Source organism: Stenotrophomonas sp. P5_B8 (genome assembly GCF_054049855.1).
Map to the genome: position 1 here is coordinate 1 of NZ_JBFULO010000032.1, position 19282 is coordinate 19282.

General features: G+C 68.2%; 16 protein-coding genes. 9 read left to right on the top strand and 7 right to left on the bottom strand.

Annotated features, from left to right (window positions below; all coding sequences use genetic code 11):
• On the top strand, positions 1–963 hold a 963-nt coding region (locus tag ACXJKH_RS03345), incomplete at its 5' end, for a phospholipase D-like domain-containing protein (RefSeq protein WP_457318297.1).
• Positions 964–1120: 157 nt separating this feature from the next.
• Here ACXJKH_RS03345 and ACXJKH_RS03350 read toward each other — a convergent pair.
• Positions 1121–2218: an HDOD domain-containing protein gene (locus ACXJKH_RS03350; RefSeq protein ID WP_457318308.1), complete on the bottom strand. Its 1098-nt coding sequence runs from the start codon at positions 2216–2218 to the stop codon at positions 1121–1123.
• A gap of 339 nt (positions 2219–2557) precedes the next feature.
• On the opposite strand from ACXJKH_RS03350, the gene ACXJKH_RS03355 reads away from it, so the two are divergent.
• On the top strand, positions 2558–3655 hold the full coding sequence (locus ACXJKH_RS03355) for a Glu/Leu/Phe/Val dehydrogenase dimerization domain-containing protein (RefSeq protein WP_256775864.1): 1098 nt from the start codon (positions 2558–2560) through the stop codon (positions 3653–3655).
• A 105-nt stretch (positions 3656–3760) separates the two neighbouring features.
• Here the strand turns inward: ACXJKH_RS03355 and ACXJKH_RS03360 are convergent, their stop codons facing one another.
• On the bottom strand, positions 3761–6616 hold the full coding sequence (locus ACXJKH_RS03360) for a S8 family serine peptidase (RefSeq protein ID WP_457318298.1): 2856 nt from the start codon (positions 6614–6616) through the stop codon (positions 3761–3763).
• A gap of 299 nt (positions 6617–6915) precedes the next feature.
• On the opposite strand from ACXJKH_RS03360, the gene ACXJKH_RS03365 reads away from it, so the two are divergent.
• From ACXJKH_RS03365 to ACXJKH_RS03375, 3 genes are all read left to right on the top strand, one after another.
• On the top strand, positions 6916–8091 hold the full coding sequence (locus ACXJKH_RS03365; RefSeq protein ID WP_457318299.1) for a thiolase family protein: 1176 nt from the start codon (positions 6916–6918) through the stop codon (positions 8089–8091).
• A 124-nt stretch (positions 8092–8215) separates the two neighbouring features.
• Entirely contained in the window at positions 8216–8557 is a 342-nt protein-coding gene (locus tag ACXJKH_RS03370) for a hypothetical protein (RefSeq protein ID WP_256775861.1), read from the top strand.
• A gap of 307 nt (positions 8558–8864) precedes the next feature.
• Positions 8865–9269, top strand: a complete 405-nt coding sequence (locus ACXJKH_RS03375; RefSeq protein WP_457318300.1) for a hypothetical protein — start codon at positions 8865–8867, stop codon at positions 9267–9269.
• A gap of 57 nt (positions 9270–9326) precedes the next feature.
• Here the strand turns inward: ACXJKH_RS03375 and ACXJKH_RS03380 are convergent, their stop codons facing one another.
• On the bottom strand, positions 9327–10958 hold the full coding sequence (locus tag ACXJKH_RS03380; RefSeq protein ID WP_457318301.1) for an isovaleryl-CoA dehydrogenase: 1632 nt from the start codon (positions 10956–10958) through the stop codon (positions 9327–9329).
• Positions 10959–11068: 110 nt separating this feature from the next.
• Between ACXJKH_RS03380 and ACXJKH_RS03385 the strand changes: the two genes are divergently transcribed.
• Genes ACXJKH_RS03385 through pdeM form a run of 4 tightly spaced genes read left to right on the top strand, consistent with a single transcriptional unit; the run spans position 11069 to position 16788 of the window.
• Entirely contained in the window at positions 11069–12076 is a 1008-nt protein-coding gene (locus tag ACXJKH_RS03385) for a ligase-associated DNA damage response exonuclease (protein WP_457318302.1), read from the top strand.
• Positions 12073–13677 carry an ATP-dependent DNA ligase gene (locus ACXJKH_RS03390; RefSeq protein ID WP_457318303.1) on the top strand — a complete coding sequence of 535 codons (1605 nt, stop codon included), beginning with the start codon at positions 12073–12075 and terminating at the stop codon, positions 13675–13677. The genes ACXJKH_RS03385 and ACXJKH_RS03390 overlap by 4 nt, the downstream gene beginning before the upstream one ends.
• Positions 13678–13691: 14 nt before the next feature.
• Complete coding sequence (locus ACXJKH_RS03395; protein WP_457318309.1) at positions 13692–16139, top strand: ligase-associated DNA damage response DEXH box helicase; 2448 nt, start codon at positions 13692–13694, stop codon at positions 16137–16139.
• The gene (gene pdeM, locus ACXJKH_RS03400; protein ID WP_457318304.1) at positions 16129–16788 is read left to right on the top strand and encodes a ligase-associated DNA damage response endonuclease PdeM; all 660 of its coding nucleotides are present in this window, start codon (positions 16129–16131) and stop codon (positions 16786–16788) included. Before ACXJKH_RS03395 ends, pdeM begins: the two co-directional genes overlap by 11 nt.
• Positions 16789–16834: 46 nt before the next feature.
• Here the strand turns inward: pdeM and ACXJKH_RS03405 are convergent, their stop codons facing one another.
• The 4 genes from ACXJKH_RS03405 to ACXJKH_RS03420 form a co-directional block, all read right to left on the bottom strand.
• A complete protein-coding gene (locus ACXJKH_RS03405) occupies positions 16835–17104 on the bottom strand; it encodes a hypothetical protein (RefSeq protein WP_457318305.1) in 270 nt (89 codons plus the stop codon).
• 165 nt (positions 17105–17269) lie between these two features.
• Entirely contained in the window at positions 17270–18517 is a 1248-nt protein-coding gene (locus ACXJKH_RS03410) for an FAD-dependent oxidoreductase (RefSeq protein ID WP_457318306.1), read from the bottom strand.
• Between the two features lie 118 nt (positions 18518–18635).
• On the bottom strand, positions 18636–18845 hold the full coding sequence (gene cspE, locus ACXJKH_RS03415) for a transcription antiterminator/RNA stability regulator CspE (RefSeq protein ID WP_256775853.1): 210 nt from the start codon (positions 18843–18845) through the stop codon (positions 18636–18638).
• Between the two features lie 88 nt (positions 18846–18933).
• Positions 18934–19282: phosphorylase family protein (locus ACXJKH_RS03420; RefSeq protein ID WP_457318307.1), on the bottom strand; the 349-nt coding region annotated here is incomplete at its 5' end.

Sequence of the window (19282 nt, forward strand, 5' to 3'; positions counted from 1 at the left end):
GAGTACTTCAGCGCGCGTGCGGATGTGAACTTCCGCGACCTCGACCTGCTCGTCGCCGGCAAGGCCGTGTCCCAGGCCAATGACATCTTCGATGCGTACTGGAACAGCGAGACCGCGGTGCCGATCGCCGCGCTGGCGTTCTACACCCCGGCGCAGCTGCGCCTGCTGGTGCGCGAATCCGCGCACGAGGCCAAGCTCACCGCCGCGCAGCCCTACCTGCGCCGGGTCGAGCAATCGCAGTCTGCGCACTCCTACTACCGCGATACGGTGGACCTGCACTGGTCGACGACGGTGGAGATCGCCTCCGATCCACCGATGAAGCATCGCCGCGACGACCAGGCCAACTGGCTGGTCACCCGGCTGGTGCGCGAACTGCAGGCCACCGAGCACAAGGCGTTGCTGATTTCGCCCTATTTCGTACCGGGTGAGGAAGGTACCGAAGGCATGGCCGCGATGGTCCAGCGTGGCGCCACGGTCGGGGTGGTGACCAACTCGCTGGCTGCCAACGACGTGGCCGCCGTGCATGGCGGATACATGCACTATCGCGCGCCACTGCTGCGTAGCGGCGTGCACCTGTACGAGCTCAAGGCGCACACCCCTGCCGGCAACGGCGGGCTGTTCGGCAGCAGCGGCGCCAGCCTGCATACCAAGGCGTTCATGCTTGATGATCGGCGCGGCTTCGTCGGCTCGTTCAACCTGGACCCGCGCTCGGCGTATCTCAACACCGAGATGGGCGTGCTGTTCGACGATGCGGTGCTCGCCGCGCAGCTGCGCGCGGAATACCTGCGGCTGGCCGATCCGAAACAGAGTTACTGGGTGACCCTGGATGCGCAGGACCGGGTGCGTTGGCTGGACCGTGCCGCACAACCGCCGGTGCTCCTCGACCACGAACCGGACACCTCGTTATGGCTGCGCGCCAGTGCGCGGGCGATCAGCTGGTTGCCGTTGGAATCACAGCTGTAAGCGGGCGCTGAACGGCGGCCACGCATGGCGCGGCGCTTACACCCGCATTCCGTCAATCCATCAGCAGCACCGCCGGTAGTGCCACGCCATGCGTGGCAAGCGCTGGCTCCGGGCAGCAGGGCCATGCGCGCCCGGCACCCCTCACCGACTGCACGGCTCAGACCTCGATCGGCTCATCAACGTCCAGCGTCTCCACCGCGCGCCCGTGCAGACGCCGCCAGATCCACTGCAGCGCGTGCGCCGGGGTGGCGTGCTGCTGCTCCAGGATCGCCAGCGCCTGGGCCTGGCCGATGCTGCCGTGCCGGCACAGCAGGCTGGCCGCCGCGGCCGCCCGTGCGAAGCGCAGGCTGGCCGACAACCCCGCCTGCGCATCGTCACCGCCGCGCAGCAACGTTTCATGCACCGAAGGCGGCAATTCCCAAGCCGCCGCGATGCGGCTGGCCACCGGCAGGGTCCAGGCATCCAGCAACTGCGCGGCCAGCGCGCGCGAGGGTGCCGCCCCGTCCTGCCCTGCGCAGGCATCGAGCAGATGGCGCATCACCAGCGCGGCCCCCAGCCCCTGGGTCAGGCCCAGCCACTGCGCGGCGAACGCATCTTCGTGGGTCACCAGCCGCGCGTGATCGGCGGCCGCGCGCGAGGCCAGCAGCGCATGCTCCCAGATCACCGTGCCGAACTGCGGGAAGGCCTCGCAGTGCAGCTGCATCACCGGCTGCACCAGCACCGCGCTGATGATCTGGCGGATGCCCTCGGTCCCCACCAACGTCACCGCCCGCTGCAGGCTGTCCACCGGCTTGGCCTGCAGGCGATAGACGGGGCTGTTGGCGATGCGCAGCAGGTTGCCGGTCAACACCGGGTCCTGCCCGATGATGGCGGCCATCGCGCGCGCCGACGCATCGTCGTCGTTGACCGTCTGGATCAGCTGCGGCAACAGTTGCGGGCGCCGCGGCAGATGCCGGGCCGACCAGTCGCGCTGTTCCAGGGCGGCCACCACCGCCGCATGCAGCGCCGGATCGCCCGGCCCGGGCGTCGCATCCGCGTCACCGCTGCGCGAGACCAGGGCCAGCGCATGCAGCCCCGACTGCAGCAGCGCCGTGGCCGGCACCTCGCCGCGCCCCGGCGACGCCGCCGAGGCGTTCCCCGAGCGGTCACCCGTTGCGGTCAGCCACTCAGTGCCGGTTTCCGGACAGCGCGCGGCACGCCAGCGCACGATGCCCAGCGCAAGCGCACCGGCGCCCAACAGCCCTGCCCCCACCATCACGAGCATGCTCATCCGTGCCGCCGTCCTGGCCGATACCGTCTCTGTATTGTCGCCACTGCACCCACGTCGTCCGTCCTGGCATTGCTGGTACTGCGCACCGTTGCCACGGCATCGGCCTGATCTTCAGCAACTTTAATGACCTGCCCCACTGACGCCTGGGTCGACGCCTGTCAGCGGCCCATCCTGAACCCTGACAACACCCTCCGTCGGAATGCTCTAGAATGGCGCCGCGCGACCCGTCACCCGATCAGACGAAGTCGCTTTTTTTGTTTTGCAACCCACCTTTTGCTGGTTCGTTCGCCGCCGTTCGCCACCGTTCGCACCATCGGAGTCGCCATGTTATTTGAAACCCTCGAAACTTCCGGTCACGAACAAGTGGTGTTCTGCCACAACCGCGATGCCGGCCTGAGGGCGATCATCGCCATCCACAACACCACCCTGGGCCCGGCCCTGGGCGGCGTGCGCATGCGCCCTTACGCCAGCACCGACGATGCACTGGCCGACGCGCTGCGCCTGAGCCGCACCATGACCTACAAGAACGCACTGGCCGGGTTGAACGTGGGCGGTGGCAAGGCGGTGATCATCGGCGACCCGCGCCAGGACAAGAGCGAGGTGCTGTTCCGTGCGTTCGGGCGTTATGTCGATTCGCTGGGCGGTCGCTACATCACCGCCGAGGACGTCGGCACCGACGTCAACGACATGGAAAACATCTACCTGGAGAGCGAGTTCGTCACCGGCGTACACCAGGTCCATGGCGGCTCGGGCGACCCGGCGCCGTTCACGGCCTATGGYGCCCTGCAGGCGCTGATGGCGTCGATGCAGCACAAGCTGGGGCACGAAGAAGTCGGCAAGGCCAGCATCGCCGTGCAGGGCCTGGGCCACATCGGCATGGAACTGGTGAAGCTGCTGCGCGATCGCGGCGCCAAGCTGTTCGTCACCGATCTGAACAGCGCACTGGTCGACCGCGCGGTCACCGAGTACGGTGCCGAGGCGGTCAAGCCGGACGACATCTACGACGTCAACGCCGATGTGTTCGCGCCCTGCGCGCTGGAGGGCGCGATCAACCCGCAGACGCTTCCGCGGTTGAAGTGCCGGATCGTCTGCGGCACCGCCAACAACCAGCTGTCCAGCCTGGAAGTAGGCGATGAACTGCATGCGCGCGGCATCCTCTATGCCCCTGACTATGCGGTCAACGCCGGCGGCGTGATGAACGTTTCGCTGGAGATCGACGGCTACAACCGCGAGCGCGCCATGCGCCTGATCCGCAGCATCTACCACAACCTTGGCAGGATCTTCGCGCTGTCCCAGAGCGAGAACATCGCCCCACAGCGCGCGGCCGACCAGATCGCCGAAACGCGCATCCAGTCGATCGGCAAGCTGAAGATGCCGCTGGGTCGCACCCGGCCACGACTGGGGACGCTGCGCGGCAACTGATCGCGCGCGACGGCGACACCCATGAAGAAGGGCGCGATGCAATCGCGCCCTTCTTCGTGTGAGACAACCGCGTGCCGGCCCGTGTTGGCACCGGCACGCGGTGGGTCAGAACGCTGCCGAGTAGCGCAGCGCGACCTGGCTCAGGTCGCCGCGCGGCCCGAAGCGCTGGTCGTAGCCGAACGACACGCGGGTGTTGCGGCTCAGCCAGGATTCGACCGACAGCCCGAACAGACCGCCCGAGCGCGCCGGCTGCAGGCCGGCCAGCGGCGCCCAGGCGTCCACGCCGACGAAGCTGGCGTCCTGGGTCAGGCCATCACTGGACAGCAACTGCTGCCATTCGGCATAACCGCGCAGCGACCAGCGGCCCCACTGGCGTTCGGCGCGGACGCCGGCCAGTGCCTGGCTGCGCGTGCTCAGGTTGCCTTCGGTACGCAGGCCGAAGCCCAGGCCCCCCTGCTCGGTGAAGCGGTCGCTGTCCACGCGCGAGTAATCCGCGCCCAGGTATGGCGTCAGCGACGCACGGTCGCCGCCAAAGCGATAGCCGGTTTCCACGCTGGCCGCGCTGAAACTGCCGCCATAACGGGCGTTGACGCCGTACTGACCGGCCCCCAGCAGCAGTTGGCGATCGATTTCGCGAGTGAACTGACCGGCACCCACCTGGCCCAGCGCGTAGGCGCGGCCGGCGTTCCAACCGGCGTACAGCTGCGCCTGCGACTGGCGATCGCGGCCACGATCACTGCCCCAGTCGCGGCTGTTGTGGGTGCGGGTTTCACCGAAGGCAAAGCCCATCACGCCATTGCTGCCCAACGCCATGTCCTGGCCCATCATCCAGCCGCGTGTATCGGCGCCACTGGCCGAGAAGCTGCCCTGCCCGGCTTCGCCCAACTGGCTCTGCCAGGCGCCACGCAGGCGCGGCGCGCCCTGCACCTGGCCGAAGCGCGCCGACAATGCACGTCGGTTGAGATCGATGCTGTCGAACGTGGCGGCCGTGGCCAGCGCGTGGGCCTTGCCGGACAGGCTGTCCAGRCTGGCCTGCAGCGCCTGGTCGCCCTGCACGCGCTGCAGTTCGCCTGCGCCGTCGGCGAAGGCACTGCCGGCCAGACCGCCACCGTCGAGCACTTCGAAAGCCGACTCCACCCGGGCTGCCGACGCCAATGCGGTGCCGCCCAGGCCGGCGTTGAGGCTCGCCGAGGTGACACTGATCCGGTCGGTGGTCAGGGTGACATCGTTGCTCGCATGGGTCAGCGACATCTGCAGCAGCGTCGTGGACTGGCTGAGATTGTGGGTGACGCCCGCAAAGGTGCCAATGACGCCCTGGTCGGCATGCAGCACGCGCTGCGTACGACCATCCTGCGGCACATAGCCACTGAGGATGGCATCGACATAGACATTGCCCGCCAGCGTGGCGGTACCGGTGATGTTGAGCGGATTTGAACCCAGCGCAATCATCAGCTGTCCCGTGGAGCGCTGTACGTAGTTGCCTTCGATGGTGGCGGTGACATTGGCTTCGCGCACGATCACCGACGCACCGTTGTCGACGTTGCCCTTGACCCGTGCGTTGCCTGACAGGAACTGCAGCGCCGCCAGATTGGGGCTGCCGCTCTGCGCGACGACTACCACGTTGGACGTGATCGAGCCACCATCGCGCAACGCCACCGTTCCCCGCTCGATACGCGTATCCCCGGTGTAGGTGTTGGTGCCCGACAGGCCCAGCGCACCGGCGCCCTGCTTGATCAACCCACCGCTGCCGGTGATGTTGTTGCTCCACACCGAGTTGAGCCCGGTCTGGCTGACATCCACGGTGGTGTTGCCCCAGTCGAATCGCCCCGGCCCGTTGATCGCCTTGGCGATGTTGAGCAGGCCGTAACCGAAGGTGCTGTCCACGCCCGCCGCACCCAGATCGGTGGCGGTGCCCAGCAGCGTCTGGCGGACCAGGTCGTTGCTGAAATACGGGTACTTCTGCCACACCAGCGCAGCGGCGCCGGACACCAGCGGCGCGGCGAAGGACGTGCCGTAATTCCACAGGTATTTCGGGGTGCCGGTGGTGTAGGCCGGGTCCACGTAGACCGCCGCACCGGGCGCGGCCAGGCAGTAGCGCGCAGCCACGCCGCAGGCGTTGGCGTAGGACGCCAGCTTGCTCGGGTCGGTCGAATCCACCGCGGTCACGCTCAGCCAGCCGCGTTCCAGGTCGGCCGCCGGCAGCGTGCCGGCCGGGCCGGGCTGGCTCGGCAGCGCCGCCATGCTGGACGGATTGGGCTTGCTTTCGTTGCCGGTGGCGAACACCACCAGCCCGCCGTTGCCCAGGATGAAGGGCCGGTATTCCTGTGCGATCGGCGCGGTCGCGGACGTGTTGGTCCAGTACAGACCGCCCCAGGAGTTGTTCATCACCTTCACGCCTTGGGTGATGAGGTCCTGATGGACCCCGGCCAGGCCCAGCGCGCCGTTCACTTCGTTGCCGTTGCCGCTGCCGTCATCGGTCGGACGGGTGTCGGCGATGATCCGCGCCGAGACGATCTGCGCGCCCGGCGCGATGCCGCCCTGCCAGGAACCCACCGCCTTGCCCGCAGCCAGTTCGGCTACGGCGGTGCCATGGCCGACCACGTCATCGATGTTGAGGTTGTTGGTGCGCGAATCGACATAGCTGTAGTTGGCCAGCACCCGCCCGGCCAGCGCCGGATGGTTGCGCATGACGCCCGAATCGACCACGCCGATGCGCACGCCCGTACCATCGAGCCCGGCAGTGCGCGCGGCGCCGGCCTGGGTGATGGTCAGATGCGCGTCGAACGCAGGCTCAAGCGGCTTGGGCGGCGTCGGGGTGGTCGGTGGTGGCGTGGTCGGCGGCGGTGTCGTCGGTGGTGGGTCGATCCGCACGTTGTTGCCACCGCCACCGCCACCGCAGGCGCCCAGCGCCGCAGCCATCGCGGTGACCAGCAGAGACCGCCCCAATACTGCCTTGTTCATCCTTGCATCCCCATTGACGTGTGAAATCTCCCGCCCGGTCGGTCCTCCTGGACCTGACCGGCGGCAAGTGCCATGCCTGCGTAGCCGGCCGGTGCTGCGCAGTGTGCCGGGAAAACACGGCACCGCCAATGGCGTACGTCCCACTCTGGCCTGCGCCTGCGCGGCGCTGGCCAGCCGACCCCGGTGGTAAAGCGCGACCCCCTATACTGGGCCACCCCACGCAGTCTGCCGGGAAGCGCCCCGGGTCCTGATGCCCGCGCTCCCATTTCGCATATCGCTCACGCACCAACGAGATTGCCATGTCCAACATCGTCATCGCCGCTGCCAAACGCACCGCCATCGGTTCCTTCCTGGGCCAGTTCAACGGCGTGCCCACCCCTACCCTGGGCGCCACCGCGATTGCCGCGGCGCTGCAGCAGTCCGGGGTACCGGCCGCGGATGTTTCTGAAGTGATCATGGGCTGCGTACTGCCGGCCAACCTGGGCCAGGCGCCGGCCCGCCAAGCCGCGATCGCCGCCGGTATCCCGGTCTCCACCGGCGCCACCACGCTCAACAAGGTGTGCGGTTCGGGCATGAAGGCGATCATGCTCGGGCATGACCTGATCAAGGCCGGCTCGGCCAGCATCGTGGTGGCCGGCGGCATGGAGTCGATGTCCAATGCCCCGCACCTGATCCCCAACTCGCGCACCGGCACCCGCTTCGGCAATTTCCAGGCGATCGACCACATGGCCCACGATGGTCTGGTCAACGCCTACGACGGCAAGGCCATGGGCGAGTTCGCCGAATGTGCGGTGGACAAGTACCAGGTCAGCCGCGAGGACCAGGATGCCTTCGCGATCGAATCGGTGCGCCGTGCGCAGGCCGCGCAGGCCAGCGGCGCGTTCGCCGATGAAATCGTCGCGGTGACGGTGACCACCCGCAAGGGCGAGGTCGCCTTCGACCAGGACGAGCAGCCGAGCCGCTCGGATATCGCCAAGATCCCGACCCTGCGCCCGGCCTTCAAGAAGGACGGCACGGTGACCGCCGCCAGTTCGTCGAGCATCTCCGACGGCGCTGCGGCCGTGGTGCTGCTGACCGAAGAAGACGCCCACGCGCGTGGCGTGCAGCCGCTGGCCCGGATCGTCGGCCATGCCACCCATTCGCAGGCGCCGGAGTGGTTCACCACCGCCCCGATCGGTGCGATCCAGAAACTGCTGGAAAAAACCGGCTGGACCCTGGATCAGGTCGACCTGTTAGAGATCAACGAGGCCTTTGCCGTGGTGGCCATGGCGCCAATCCGCGAACTGGGCATCCCGCACGCGAAGGTCAACGTCAACGGCGGCGCCTGCGCACTGGGCCATCCGATCGGCGCTTCCGGCGCGCGTCTGGTGGTCACCCTGGTGAACGCCTTGCGCAAGCGCGGCGGAAAGCGCGGCATCGCTACCCTCTGCATTGGTGGCGGCGAAGCTACGGCCATTGCCATCGAATTGATTTGATTGAAATTAACGCGTATTTCGCAAAAATGAATGCGCGATCGCTTGACAGCCAATCGTGGCTTGTCATCATGTTGCCGGGCGCGCAATAGCGCGTTGCCTAATCTAACGACGAGGATTCACACAAATGAGCATCAACAAGCTGCTGATCGCGATGGCCCTGGGCCTGGCTCTGACCGCCTGCTCCAAGCAGGAACAGGCTGCTGACGCTGCTGCTTCGGCCAACGAAGCTGCCGCTGACGCCCAGGTCGCTGCCGACCAGGCCGCTGCTGCTGGCGCCCAGACCGCCGACGCTGCCCAGGCTGCCGCCGACACCGCCACCACCGCTGCTGACGCTTCGGCTGACGCCGCTGCCCAGGCTGCTGGCGCTGCCACCGACGCTGCTGCCGGCACCGCTGCCGACGCTGCCAAGGCCGGTGAAGCCACCGCCGAGCAGGCCAAGGACGCTGCTGAAGAAGCCAAGAAGTAATAACTTCTTTCTTCAAGCAAGTCTGAAGAAGCCGCTGGTTCGCCAGCGGCTTTTTCTTTTTCTACCGACCAACGGTCGGTAGCTACGGTATGTAGGCCAACGGTCGGTAGTTACGGTATGCAGGCCAACGGTCGCAGCTACGGTATGCAGGCCAACGATTAGTGGCTGTCGCGTCGGYGACTACGGCGCTGACCAACTGTTGGTGGCTGCCACGCGCCGACCAGTAACAGGCAGCAGGTAGCGACCCTGCCTTCACGCGCGGATGAATAGGCTGGCCTCCCCTACGATTCCCGTATTGGAGAGCGCCATGACCATCCGTCCGTTGACAACCTCCCTGTTGGCCGCCTCCCTGCTGCTCGGCTTGGCCGCCTGCAAGGGTCCCGAAGCCGAGCAGGCCCGCCAGGACGCTGCGCAGGCCGCCGACAGCGCCAATGCGGCTGCCCGCGAAGCCGTCGACAAGGCCGCTGCATCGACCCGCAACGCCGCCGATGAGGCCGCCGCTGCCTCCGAACACGCTGCCGCCGACACCCAGCAGGCACTCGACCGCGCCGCCGCCGCCACTTCCGAGGCCGCAGGCGAAGCCAAGGACGCCGCCAAGGATGCCGCCGCCCACGCCTGTGGCGCCACTGCCGATGCCGCCGAGAAGGTTGCCGACAAGGCGCGCGACGTCGCTGACGAAGCGAAAAAGAACGCCAACGAAGCCAAGCACTGAGTCACCGCGCACGCGTGACCAGGACGCCCCTTCCCTGAAGGGGCGTTTTTCGTTTACTCAGGGCAGCGCCCGGGCGAGCACCGCGGCAAAATCCAGATCCGCTGGCAGGGTACCGAAGGCCAGCGCGTGCTCGCCGCCAAGTCGCGAGCGAATGAATGCCGCCGCGTTGGGGCTGTCCGCGCGCAGCAGCGTGGCCGCCTGCAGCAGCAGCGCCAGCCGCTCGGTGATGCTGCGCGCCTGCGTCTCCGAGGGCGTTCCCGCGAGCGTGGCACGCAGCGCCTGCAGGGCCATGTCGTAGGCCGGCTCGCGGCCGAGCACGCCACCCAGCTCGGCATCCAGCACCGGCAGCACCTGCGCCTCGCGTGACAACGCCCGCAGCACGTCCAGGCACTGGATGTTGCCACTGCCTTCCCAGATCGAGTTCAACGGTGCCTGTCGGTACAACCKGGGCAGGATCGATTCCTCCACGTAGCCCGCACCGCCCAGGCACTCCTGCGCCTCGTTGACGAATACCGCCGCGCGCTTGCATACCCAGTACTTGCCCACCGCCGTGGCAATGCGCGCGAACGCGGCCTCTTCGGCACTGCTGCCGGCGCGGTCCACCGCGCGCGCCACGCGCATCGCAAAGGTCGTCGCCGCTTCCGATTCGATCGCCAGGTCGGCCAACACGTTGGCCATCAGCGGGTGCTCGCACAGGCGCTTGCCGAAGGTGTCGCGATGGCGGGCGTGGTGCAGCGCCTGCGCCAACGCCATGCGCATTTCCGCCGCAGCACCCAGCATGCAATCCAGGCGGGTCATCATCACCATGCCGATGATGGTGGCCACGCCACGGCCTTCCTCCCCGACCCGTTGCGCCCAGGCGCCACACAGTTCCACTTCACTGGAGGCGTTGGACCAGTCGCCCAGTTTGTCTTTCAGCCGCATCAGCCGGAACGCATTGCGGTTGCCGTCAGGCAGGCGGCGCGGCATCAGGAAACAGCTCAGCCCGCCGGGTGCCTGCGCCAGCACCAGGAAACCATCGGACATCGGTGCGGAGAAGAACCACTTGTGCCCTACCAGCCGATAACTGCCGTCGGCCTGCGGTTCGGCGCGCGTGCTATTGCTGCGCACATCCGACCCGCCCTGCTTTTCGGTCATGCCCATGCCCAGGGTGATGCCGTGCTTGTCGGCGATCGGCACGTCGCGCGGGTCGTAATGCGGGGCCGCCGCCTTGTCGGCCCACTCGGCCAACGCCGGGTCCTGGCGCAGCACCGCGACCGCGGCGTGGGTCATGGTCAGCGGGCAGCTGGTGCCGGCCTCGGCCTGGTGGTGCAGGTAACTCAGCGCCGCACGCGCGACATGTGCGCCGGCACTGCCGTCGTACCAGGACAGCCCGGCCACGCCGTGGCTCTTGGCCGCGTCCATCAGCCGATGGTAGGCAGGATGGAACTCGACCGTATCGATGCGGTGACCCTGCGCGTCGTGGGTGCGCAGCCGTGGGCGATCACGGTTGGCATCGAAGCCGAGCTGATACAGCAGATCGCCGGCCAGCGCGCCGTACTGCGCCAGCCGTGTAATGAACGCACCGCCGCCTTCGCGCTCCACTGCCGCCGCCAAGGCCACGTCGTCGGCCCACAGGTTGCGGCCACTGAACGGCGGTGGCTGGTTGAACACCTCGTGGGTATCGAACGCGGGCAATACGGACGTCATCGCAGCGGCCTCCTGGCCTGGGGTTGGCCCGATTCTGCCGCATCGGCGTGCAGGCGGCCGTTCAGGCGGATTCTCACCTCCTGCACGAGGGCGGCGGCACAGTGCCACGCATGAGCCTGACGACGACGAACAACGATCTGGTGGTGCTGCGCCCGGAGGGCTTGTATTGCCCCGCCGGCGATTTCCACATCGATCCGTGGCGACCGGTGCCGCGCGCGGTGATCACCCACGGCCACGGCGACCACGCGCGCAGCGGCATGGGCGAGTATTACTGCAGCACCGACAGCGTGCCGATCCTGCGCTGGCGGCTGGGCGATGTGCCGCTGCAGGCCTACGACTACGGCCGCGCGTTCCGGTTGGGCGATGTCGAGGTGTCACTGCACTCGGCCGGGCATGTGCTGGGGTCGGCGCAGGTGCGCATCGATGATGGCACCCAGGTCTGGGTCGCCTCGGGCGACTACAAGCGCCAGCCCGACCCCACCTGTGCACCGTTCGAGGTGGTGCCGTGCGATGTGTTCATCACCGAGGCCACCTTCGCCCTGCCGATCTACCGCTGGCAGGACACCGCCGAGGTCGCCGCGGAGATCGTGGCCTGGCGCCGTGAATGCGCCGCGCGTGGCGAGGCGGCGATCCTGCTCTGCTACGCACTGGGCAAGGCGCAGCGGGTGCTGGCCGAACTGCTGCCGCTGGACGACCAGCCCGCGTGGCTGCACGGGGCCATCGCCAATGGCGTGGCGGTCTATCGGCAGGCCGGCATCGCCATGCTGGAGACGCATACCGTGGCCGAACAGGGCCGCGAACCCGATGCCGCCGGCAAGCTGATCCTGGCCCCGCCGTCGGCGGCGGGCACCCCATGGCTGCGCCGCTTCGGCAAGCATCAACTGGGCTTCGCCTCGGGCTGGATGCGGTTGCGTGGCAACCGGCGGCGGCGCAATTACGACCGTGGCTTCGTGGTATCCGATCATGCCGACTGGCCCGCACTGCTGCAGACCATCGAACAGACCGGCGCGCGCCGCGTCATCGCCACCCATGGCAACACCGATGCGTTGATTCCGTTCCTGCGCGAGCGTGGGGTGGCCGCCGAAGCCTTCCGCACCGATTTCGGGAGCGAGGAATGAGGGCCTTCGCCGCGCTTTACCAGCGCCTGGACCGCAGCACCGCGACGCTGGACAAGCGCGCCGCACTGGTGGCGTACTTCCGCGATGCGCGCCCGCACGATGCGGCCTGGGCGCTGTACCTGCTCAGTGGCGGCAAGGTCGGCGGCGCACGGCGGAAGATCGCGGCCAGCGGCGAACTGCGCGCCTGGATCGGCGAGGCGGCCGGGTTGCCGGCGTGGTTGGTGGACGACAGCTACGACCAGGTCGGCGACCTTGCCGAGACCCTGACCCTGCTGCTCGATGATCCGCCCGAACGCAGCGCCGACCGGCCCCTGGCCGAATGGATCGAAGCGCATCTGCTCACCGTGGCCAACCAGGACGAAGCGGTGCGGCGGGCGGCGGTGGTGGCAGGCTGGCGTCAACTGCCTGCAGGCGAACGGCTGGTGTTCAACAAACTGCTGACCGGCGCGCTGCGGGTGGGTGTGTCACAGCGCGTGGTGCAGCAGGCCCTGGCCGAATTGTCGGGCATCGACATCGCCCGCATCGCCCAGCGCATGCTTGGCGAATGGGTGCCCTCGCCCGGACTGCTGGCGGCACTGCTGTCGCCCGAAGAACGTCCGGAGGATCGCCAGCAACCGTATCCGTTCTTCCTCGCCTCGCCACTGGAAGCCGAGGTCGACAGCCTCGGCCCGATCGAGGCGTGGACCCTGGAATGGAAGTGGGACGGCATCCGCCTGCAGCTGCTGCGACGCAAGGGCGAGGCAGCCTTGTGGTCGCGCGGCGAAGAGCGGCTGGATGGCCGCTTCCCGGAGATTGAAGCGGCGGCGATGGCGCTGCCCGATGGCTGCGTGATCGATGGCGAGCTGCTCGCCTGGCGCGAGGGCGACGACCAGCCGTTGCCGTTCACCGCCCTGCAGACGCGCATCCAGCGCCGCAAGCCGGGGCCGAAGACTCTGCGCGACACACCGGTGCGGGTGCTGGCCTATGACCTGCTCGAAGCCGACGGACAGGACCTGCGCACGCAACCGCTGCACGCGCGCCGCGCGCGGCTTGCCGCGCTGCTTACCGCGTTGGACGATCCGCGCATCGTGCTCTCTCCGTCCGTCTCCGTTGCGGACTGGCCGGCCGCGGCCGCACAGCGCGCGCTGGCCCGCGAGCGCGGTGTGGAAGGATTGATGCTCAAACGCCACGATTCGATCTACCAGAGCGGTCGGCGGCGCGGCGACTGGTGGAAGTGGAAGATCGATCCGCTGACCATCGACGCGGTGATGATCTACGCCCAGGCCGGTCACGGCCGGCGCAGCACGCTCTACACCGACTACACCTTCGGCGTGTGGGACGGCGACAAGCTGGTGCCGGTAGCCAAGGCCTATTCGGGCCTGGACGACAAGGAGATCCTCGCGCTGGATCGCTGGATCCGCGCCAACACCGTCGAACGCTTCGGCCCGGTGCGCAGCGTGCGCGGCGAGCAGGTGTTCGAACTCGGCTTCGAAGCGGTCAATCGCAGCAGCCGGCACAAGTCCGGCATCGCGGTGCGCTTCCCGCGCATCCTGCGCTGGCGGCAGGACAAGCCGGCCAGCGAGGCCGATACCCTGGCGCAGCTGCAGGCCCTGGCGCGGTGACCCGACGCGAGGCGATGGCGACACTGGCCACGTGGTTCGCCAGCCGCGGCTGGGCGCCGTTGCCGTTCCAGAAGGCGATGTGGCGCCACTACCTGTCCGGCGCCTCGGGCCTGCTGCACACGCCCACCGGCAGCGGCAAGACCCTGGCCATGTTCGGCGGGCCGCTGCTGCAGGCACTGGCCGACCCGCTGCCCGTCACCGTTGCCGGGCGCGCGCGCACGCCGGTGCCGGTGCTGCAGGTGCTGTGGATCACCCCGCTGCGCGCGCTCGCCAGCGATACCGCGCGCGCGTTGCGCGAGCCGCTGGCTGGCCTCGGCCTGGACTGGCAGGTCGGCCTGCGCACCGGGGACGCCAGCGCCCGTGATAAACGGCTGGCGCGCGAGGGGCGCGTGGATGTGTTGGTGACCACGCCCGAATCGTTGGCGTTGCTGCTCAGCTATCCCGACGGCATGGCGAAGATGCGCCAGCTGCGCAGCGTGGTGGTCGATGAGTGGCACGAACTGCTGGGCAACAAGCGCGGCGTGCTGCTGCAGTTGAACCTGCGCCGGCTGCGCGATGCGTTGCCCGCGCTGCAGCTGTGGGGGCTGTCGGCGACGCTGGGCAACCTGGACGAGGCCCGCGAGGTGCTGCTGCCCGATGTGCCCGATGCCCCCCTGGTGGCGGGCGCGAGACCGCGTCCGGTCAGCCTTGAAACACTGCTGCCCGCGCACGGTGAACGCTTCCCCTGGGCCGGCCACCTCGGGCTGTCGCAGCTGCAGCGGGTGCTGGAAAAACTGCTGTTGGTGGGCACCAGCCTATTGTTCACCAACACCCGCGCGCAGGCCGAGTTGTGGCACCAGGCGCTGTCGGCGGTGTGGCCGGAAGACCCGGCCACGCTCGCGCTGCATCACGGCTCGCTGGACCCGGCGTTGCGTCGCGAGGTTGAGCAGGGGCTGCGTGACGGGCGGCTGCGCTGCGTGGTGGCCACCTCCAGCCTGGACCTGGGCGTGGATTTTCCGGCGGTGGACCAGGTGCTGCAGATCGGCAGCCCGAAAGGCATCGCACGGCTGCTGCAGCGCGCCGGCCGCGCCCGCCACCGTCCCGGCGAATCGGGCCATATCGTCTGCGTGCCCTCGCATGCGCTGGAACTGGTCGAGTATGCGGCGGCACGACGCGCGCTGGCCGCCGGGGTGATCGAAGCACGGCGCCCCCCGCGGCTGTCGCTGGATGTATTGGCCCAGCACTGCGTGAGCTGCGCGCTCGGCGGTGGCTTCCAGGCCGATGCGCTGTACGAACAGGTCCGCCGCACCCACGCGTTCGCTTCGCTGGATGATGCACACTGGCAGGGCGTGCTCGACTTCATCGTGCAGGGCGGCCGCGCGCTGGCGCAGTACCCGGACTTCCATAAAGTGGTGCGCGACGAGGATGGCGTGTACCGCGTGCACGACCGGCGCGTCGCGCTGCGCCATCGCCTGTCCATCGGCACCATCACCAGCGATGGCAGCGTCATGGTGCAGTTCCTGCGCGGCGGCCGGCTGGGCGCGGTGGAAGAACAGTTCCTGGGACGACTGCGGCCGGGCGATCGCTTCCAGTTCGCCGGACGCCTGCTGGAACTGGTGCGGCTGGAAAACCTCACCGCGTATGTGCGCCTGGCCAAGGGCGGCGACGGCCTGGTGCCCCGCTGGCAGGGCGGCCGCTTGCCGCTGTCCGATGCGCTGGGGCATGAAATGGAGGCCGTGTTCGACGCCCCCGTGCAGTCGCCGGAGATGCAGTGGTTGGCGCCGCTGCTGGCGTTGCAGTCGCGCTTGTCGGTGCTGCCTGCGCCGTCGCGGCTGTTGGTGGAAATGGTGCGTCGGCGCGAAGGCCAGTTCGTGTTCGTGTACCCGTTCGCCGGCCGCCAGACCAATGAAGGGCTGGCCGCGCTGATGGCGATGCGCCTGGCCCGGCAGCAGCCCAACACCTTCGGCTACGCCGCCAACGATTACGGCTTCGTGTTGTCGCCAGCCCGCGCGATCGAACTGGACGCCGAGCGGGTGCGCGACCTGCTGCAGCCGGCGAATCTGTTCGAGGACCTGCGCGACAGCCTCAACCTGGCCGAGCTGGCACGCCGACAATTTCGCGACATCGCGCGGGTTTCGGGCATGCTGGTGCCGGCACTGCCCGGGCGCACGCCGCGCAGTCTGCGCCAATTGCAGGCATCCAGTGGTCTGCTGTACGACGTGCTGCGTCAACACGATCCCGACCACATCCTGCTGGGCCTGGCCGAACGCGAGGTGCTGCACGCACAGCTGGACCTGGACAGCCTGGCCACCACCCTGCAGCGCTGCCAGACGCGCACACTGAGCCTGCAGTCGCCGCCCAGCCTTGGCCCACTGTCGTTCCCGCTATGGGCCGAGCGCCTGCGCGGCCAGCTCAGCAACGAAGACTGGAAAACCCGCGTGCAGCGCGCTGCACAGCAACTGGAGACACGTCATGGCCCCTGAACTGCCGACCACCCTTGCCGGTGAGTCGCTGCTGCTGCTCGGCGCGCGCGCCCTGTATTGGCCGGCGCGCAAAGCCCTGCTGATCGCCGACCTGCACCTGGGCAAAGCCGATGTGTTCCGGCGCGCGGGCATCGGAATGCCCAGCGGCGGCACCGCGGAGGACCTGCAGCGGTTGTCGACGCTGCTGCATCGGCACGACGTGGATACGCTGTGGATCCTCGGCGATGTGCTGCATGGCGTGGCCCATCGGACCTCGTGGTATCGGCAGTGGCAGGGCTGGCGCGAACAACATGGCGCGCTGCAGATTGGCGCGCTGGCCGGCAATCACGACCGCGCACTGCCCACGGCCGACCTGGGTATCGAACTGCTGGGTGAGCGCCTGCAGGCAGGCCCTTTCCTGCTGCGCCATGATCCGCAACCGCACCCCTCACTGCATGTGCTGTGCGGTCACATCCATCCGCTGGCGCGCCTGCCGGGCATGCAGCGACGCTGGCCCGCGTTCTGGCTGCGCGAGCGCTTGACCGTATTGCCGGCGTGGTCGCGCTTTACCGCGGGTATCGCCCCGGTGCTCGCCGCAGGCGAGCAGCTGGTGGCCTGCGTGGAAGACGAGGCGATCACCCTGCCCGCCCGTCAGGCGCGCACGGCATAGCACGCACGCTGAAGCCACCACCGACACGGTAGTGGCTTACGCTCGATTACATTGCGGGAACGAGCACGTCCGGCATCAATCGGATGTCGGCCTTGTGGGGCCGGGGCCGCACCGGTTGGCGCAGGATCTCGGCCATCATGTCGTGTGCGGCGGTACGGATGCGTTGGTGCTGCTCCGGCGCGGCATGGGTGATGAGGCTGGTGACGTGGAACTCGAATACATCGTCCATCACATCAGGCTGATCCTCGTGCAGCATCTGCAACAGTCCGCGCAGCTTGCAGATTTCGGCATCCAGGACTTCGGCCATGAACAGCATGTCACTCTCCTTCGGGGGTGCGATCGGCCCATCAAGGACCGTAGGCGCAGGCGCCGCACGCAGGCCGCGTCTACCCGTCACTTGTCGCACACACGGGGTGAGTCCACCGTCAATGGATGTTAAATGCTCCTTCATCGACGCGCTGCGCACCGCTATCAAGGGTTATCAGCAGATGCGCGCAGCATCCTGTGCAGCCATCGCGTCGATGAAACCGGGCGACAGGCCCAGCTTGCCCAGCCACCCACGCTGGGTGCCGCTGAGCACGCGCAACATGTGACCACGACCGACCGGCAGGTTGCCCATCGGCTTGAACAACACATCACGCGCACGCGCCAGCGTGTCGCGATCGGATTGGAACAACGGCGTCAGCCAGCGGCTCCAGAAGTGATAGATGGCCACATGCGCGCGGCGCTGCGCCACGTACGCCTGCAGCGCGGCATCGCGGTCGCGGTGCGCGCGCAGCGCATCGCGCAGCGCCAACGCGTCCATCAGCGCCATGTTCACGCCCTGCCCCAGCTGCGGGCTCATCGCGTGCGCGGCATCACCGGCCAGCACCAGCCGGTCTCGGCTCCAGCGCGACATCACCGCGTCACGGTAGCCCGCACGCGCCAGCTGCGCGCCATCGCGCACGCCGTCCAGGCGCGCATGCGCCTGCGGCCACAGCGTGGCGATCTCGTCCAACCAGCGCTGCAGGCCATCGTGTTCCCACTGCGCGAACTGATCACGCGGCAGGCTCCAGAAGAAACTCAGGCGCTGCTCGTCATCGCCGGGGCGCGTGCCCACGGGAAGCAGCCCGATCATCTTGCGCGCGGCCACATAGCGCTGGCGCAGTTCCTCGTAATGCGCCCAGTCGCCACGCGGCAGCAGGCACCACAGCGCGCCCCACGGGTACTCACGGTCCAGTTGGGTGCCCTGCACGTGCGTGCGCAGCGTGGAGCCGGCGCCATCGGCGGCGATCACCAGATCGTAGGGCCCGTGCCACACGCCGCGCGCGTCGCGCAGCCGTCCCTGCGTCGTGTCGACGTCGACGATGGCGGTGTCGGCGTGCAGGTTGCCCGGATGCTCCCAGGCCTGCGCCAGCAGCGAGAACAGCGCGCCACGCTGCATGCCCACGCCGTGCAGGCGCGCGTCCAGCGTGGCATAGCCCATCTCCATCACCGTACGTCCGCACGGCGTGTCGCCATACAGGCGACGCACGGCGGCACCGTGGTGCAGCACCTGCGGCAGCAGGTCCATCTGCCACAGCACCTCCAGTCCCGTGGGCTGCAGCAGGAAGCCGGCGCCGACCGGTCCGGGTGCGGCTGCGCGCTCGAAGACGTGCACGTCGTGATGGTCGCGTGAAAGCACTACCGCCAATGCCTGTCCCGCCGTGCCGTAGCCGACGATGGCGATGGTCCGTCGTGGTGATGACATGGATGTCCTTATTCGTGATCGGCATCACGCGCGATGCCGGTTGCCGCGCAGCGGTGGGTCCGCCGACAGCTAAAAAAAACCCCGCCGAAGCGGGGTTTTCAATGCGCAGCGCGATGAATTACTCGGCCGCCGGCACGATGTTCGAGGCTTGGGCGCCCTTCGGGCCCTGGGTCACGTCATAGGTGACCTTCTGGCCTTCCTGCAGACTGCGGAAGCCCTTGGAGTTGATCGCGGAGAAGTGCGCGAAGACGTCGGCGCTGCCGTCCTCCGGCGAAATAAAGCCAAATCCCTTGGCGTCGTTGAACCACTTGACGGTACCGTTCGGCATGGTGATGCGAGACCTTCTTCAATGAATGGGTGGTGTACGCTCAACCAGCGCACTGGCGGAGTATGCAAAGCTTGCTCCGCAATGACAATCACCCCCGTGCCAATTCGCCAATCAGTTCCGGCAATCCGGCCGACGCCGCGTCCACATTGGCCAGTACCTCGGCCATCGTGATTTCATCGCCATCGCCACAGCCGGCGGCCCAGTTGGCCACGATCGCCAGGCACGCATAGTCCAGACCCAGCTCGCGGGCGAGGCTGGCTTCGGGCATGCCGGTCATGCCGACCAGATCGCAGCCATCACGCCGCATCCGCGCAATTTCCGCGTTGGTTTCCAGCCGTGGTCCCTGGGTGGCGCCGTAGCAGCCGCCGTCGTGCAGGCGCACGCCGGTGACTTTCGCCGCCGCCAACACCTTGCTGCGCAGCATCGGCGTGTAGGGA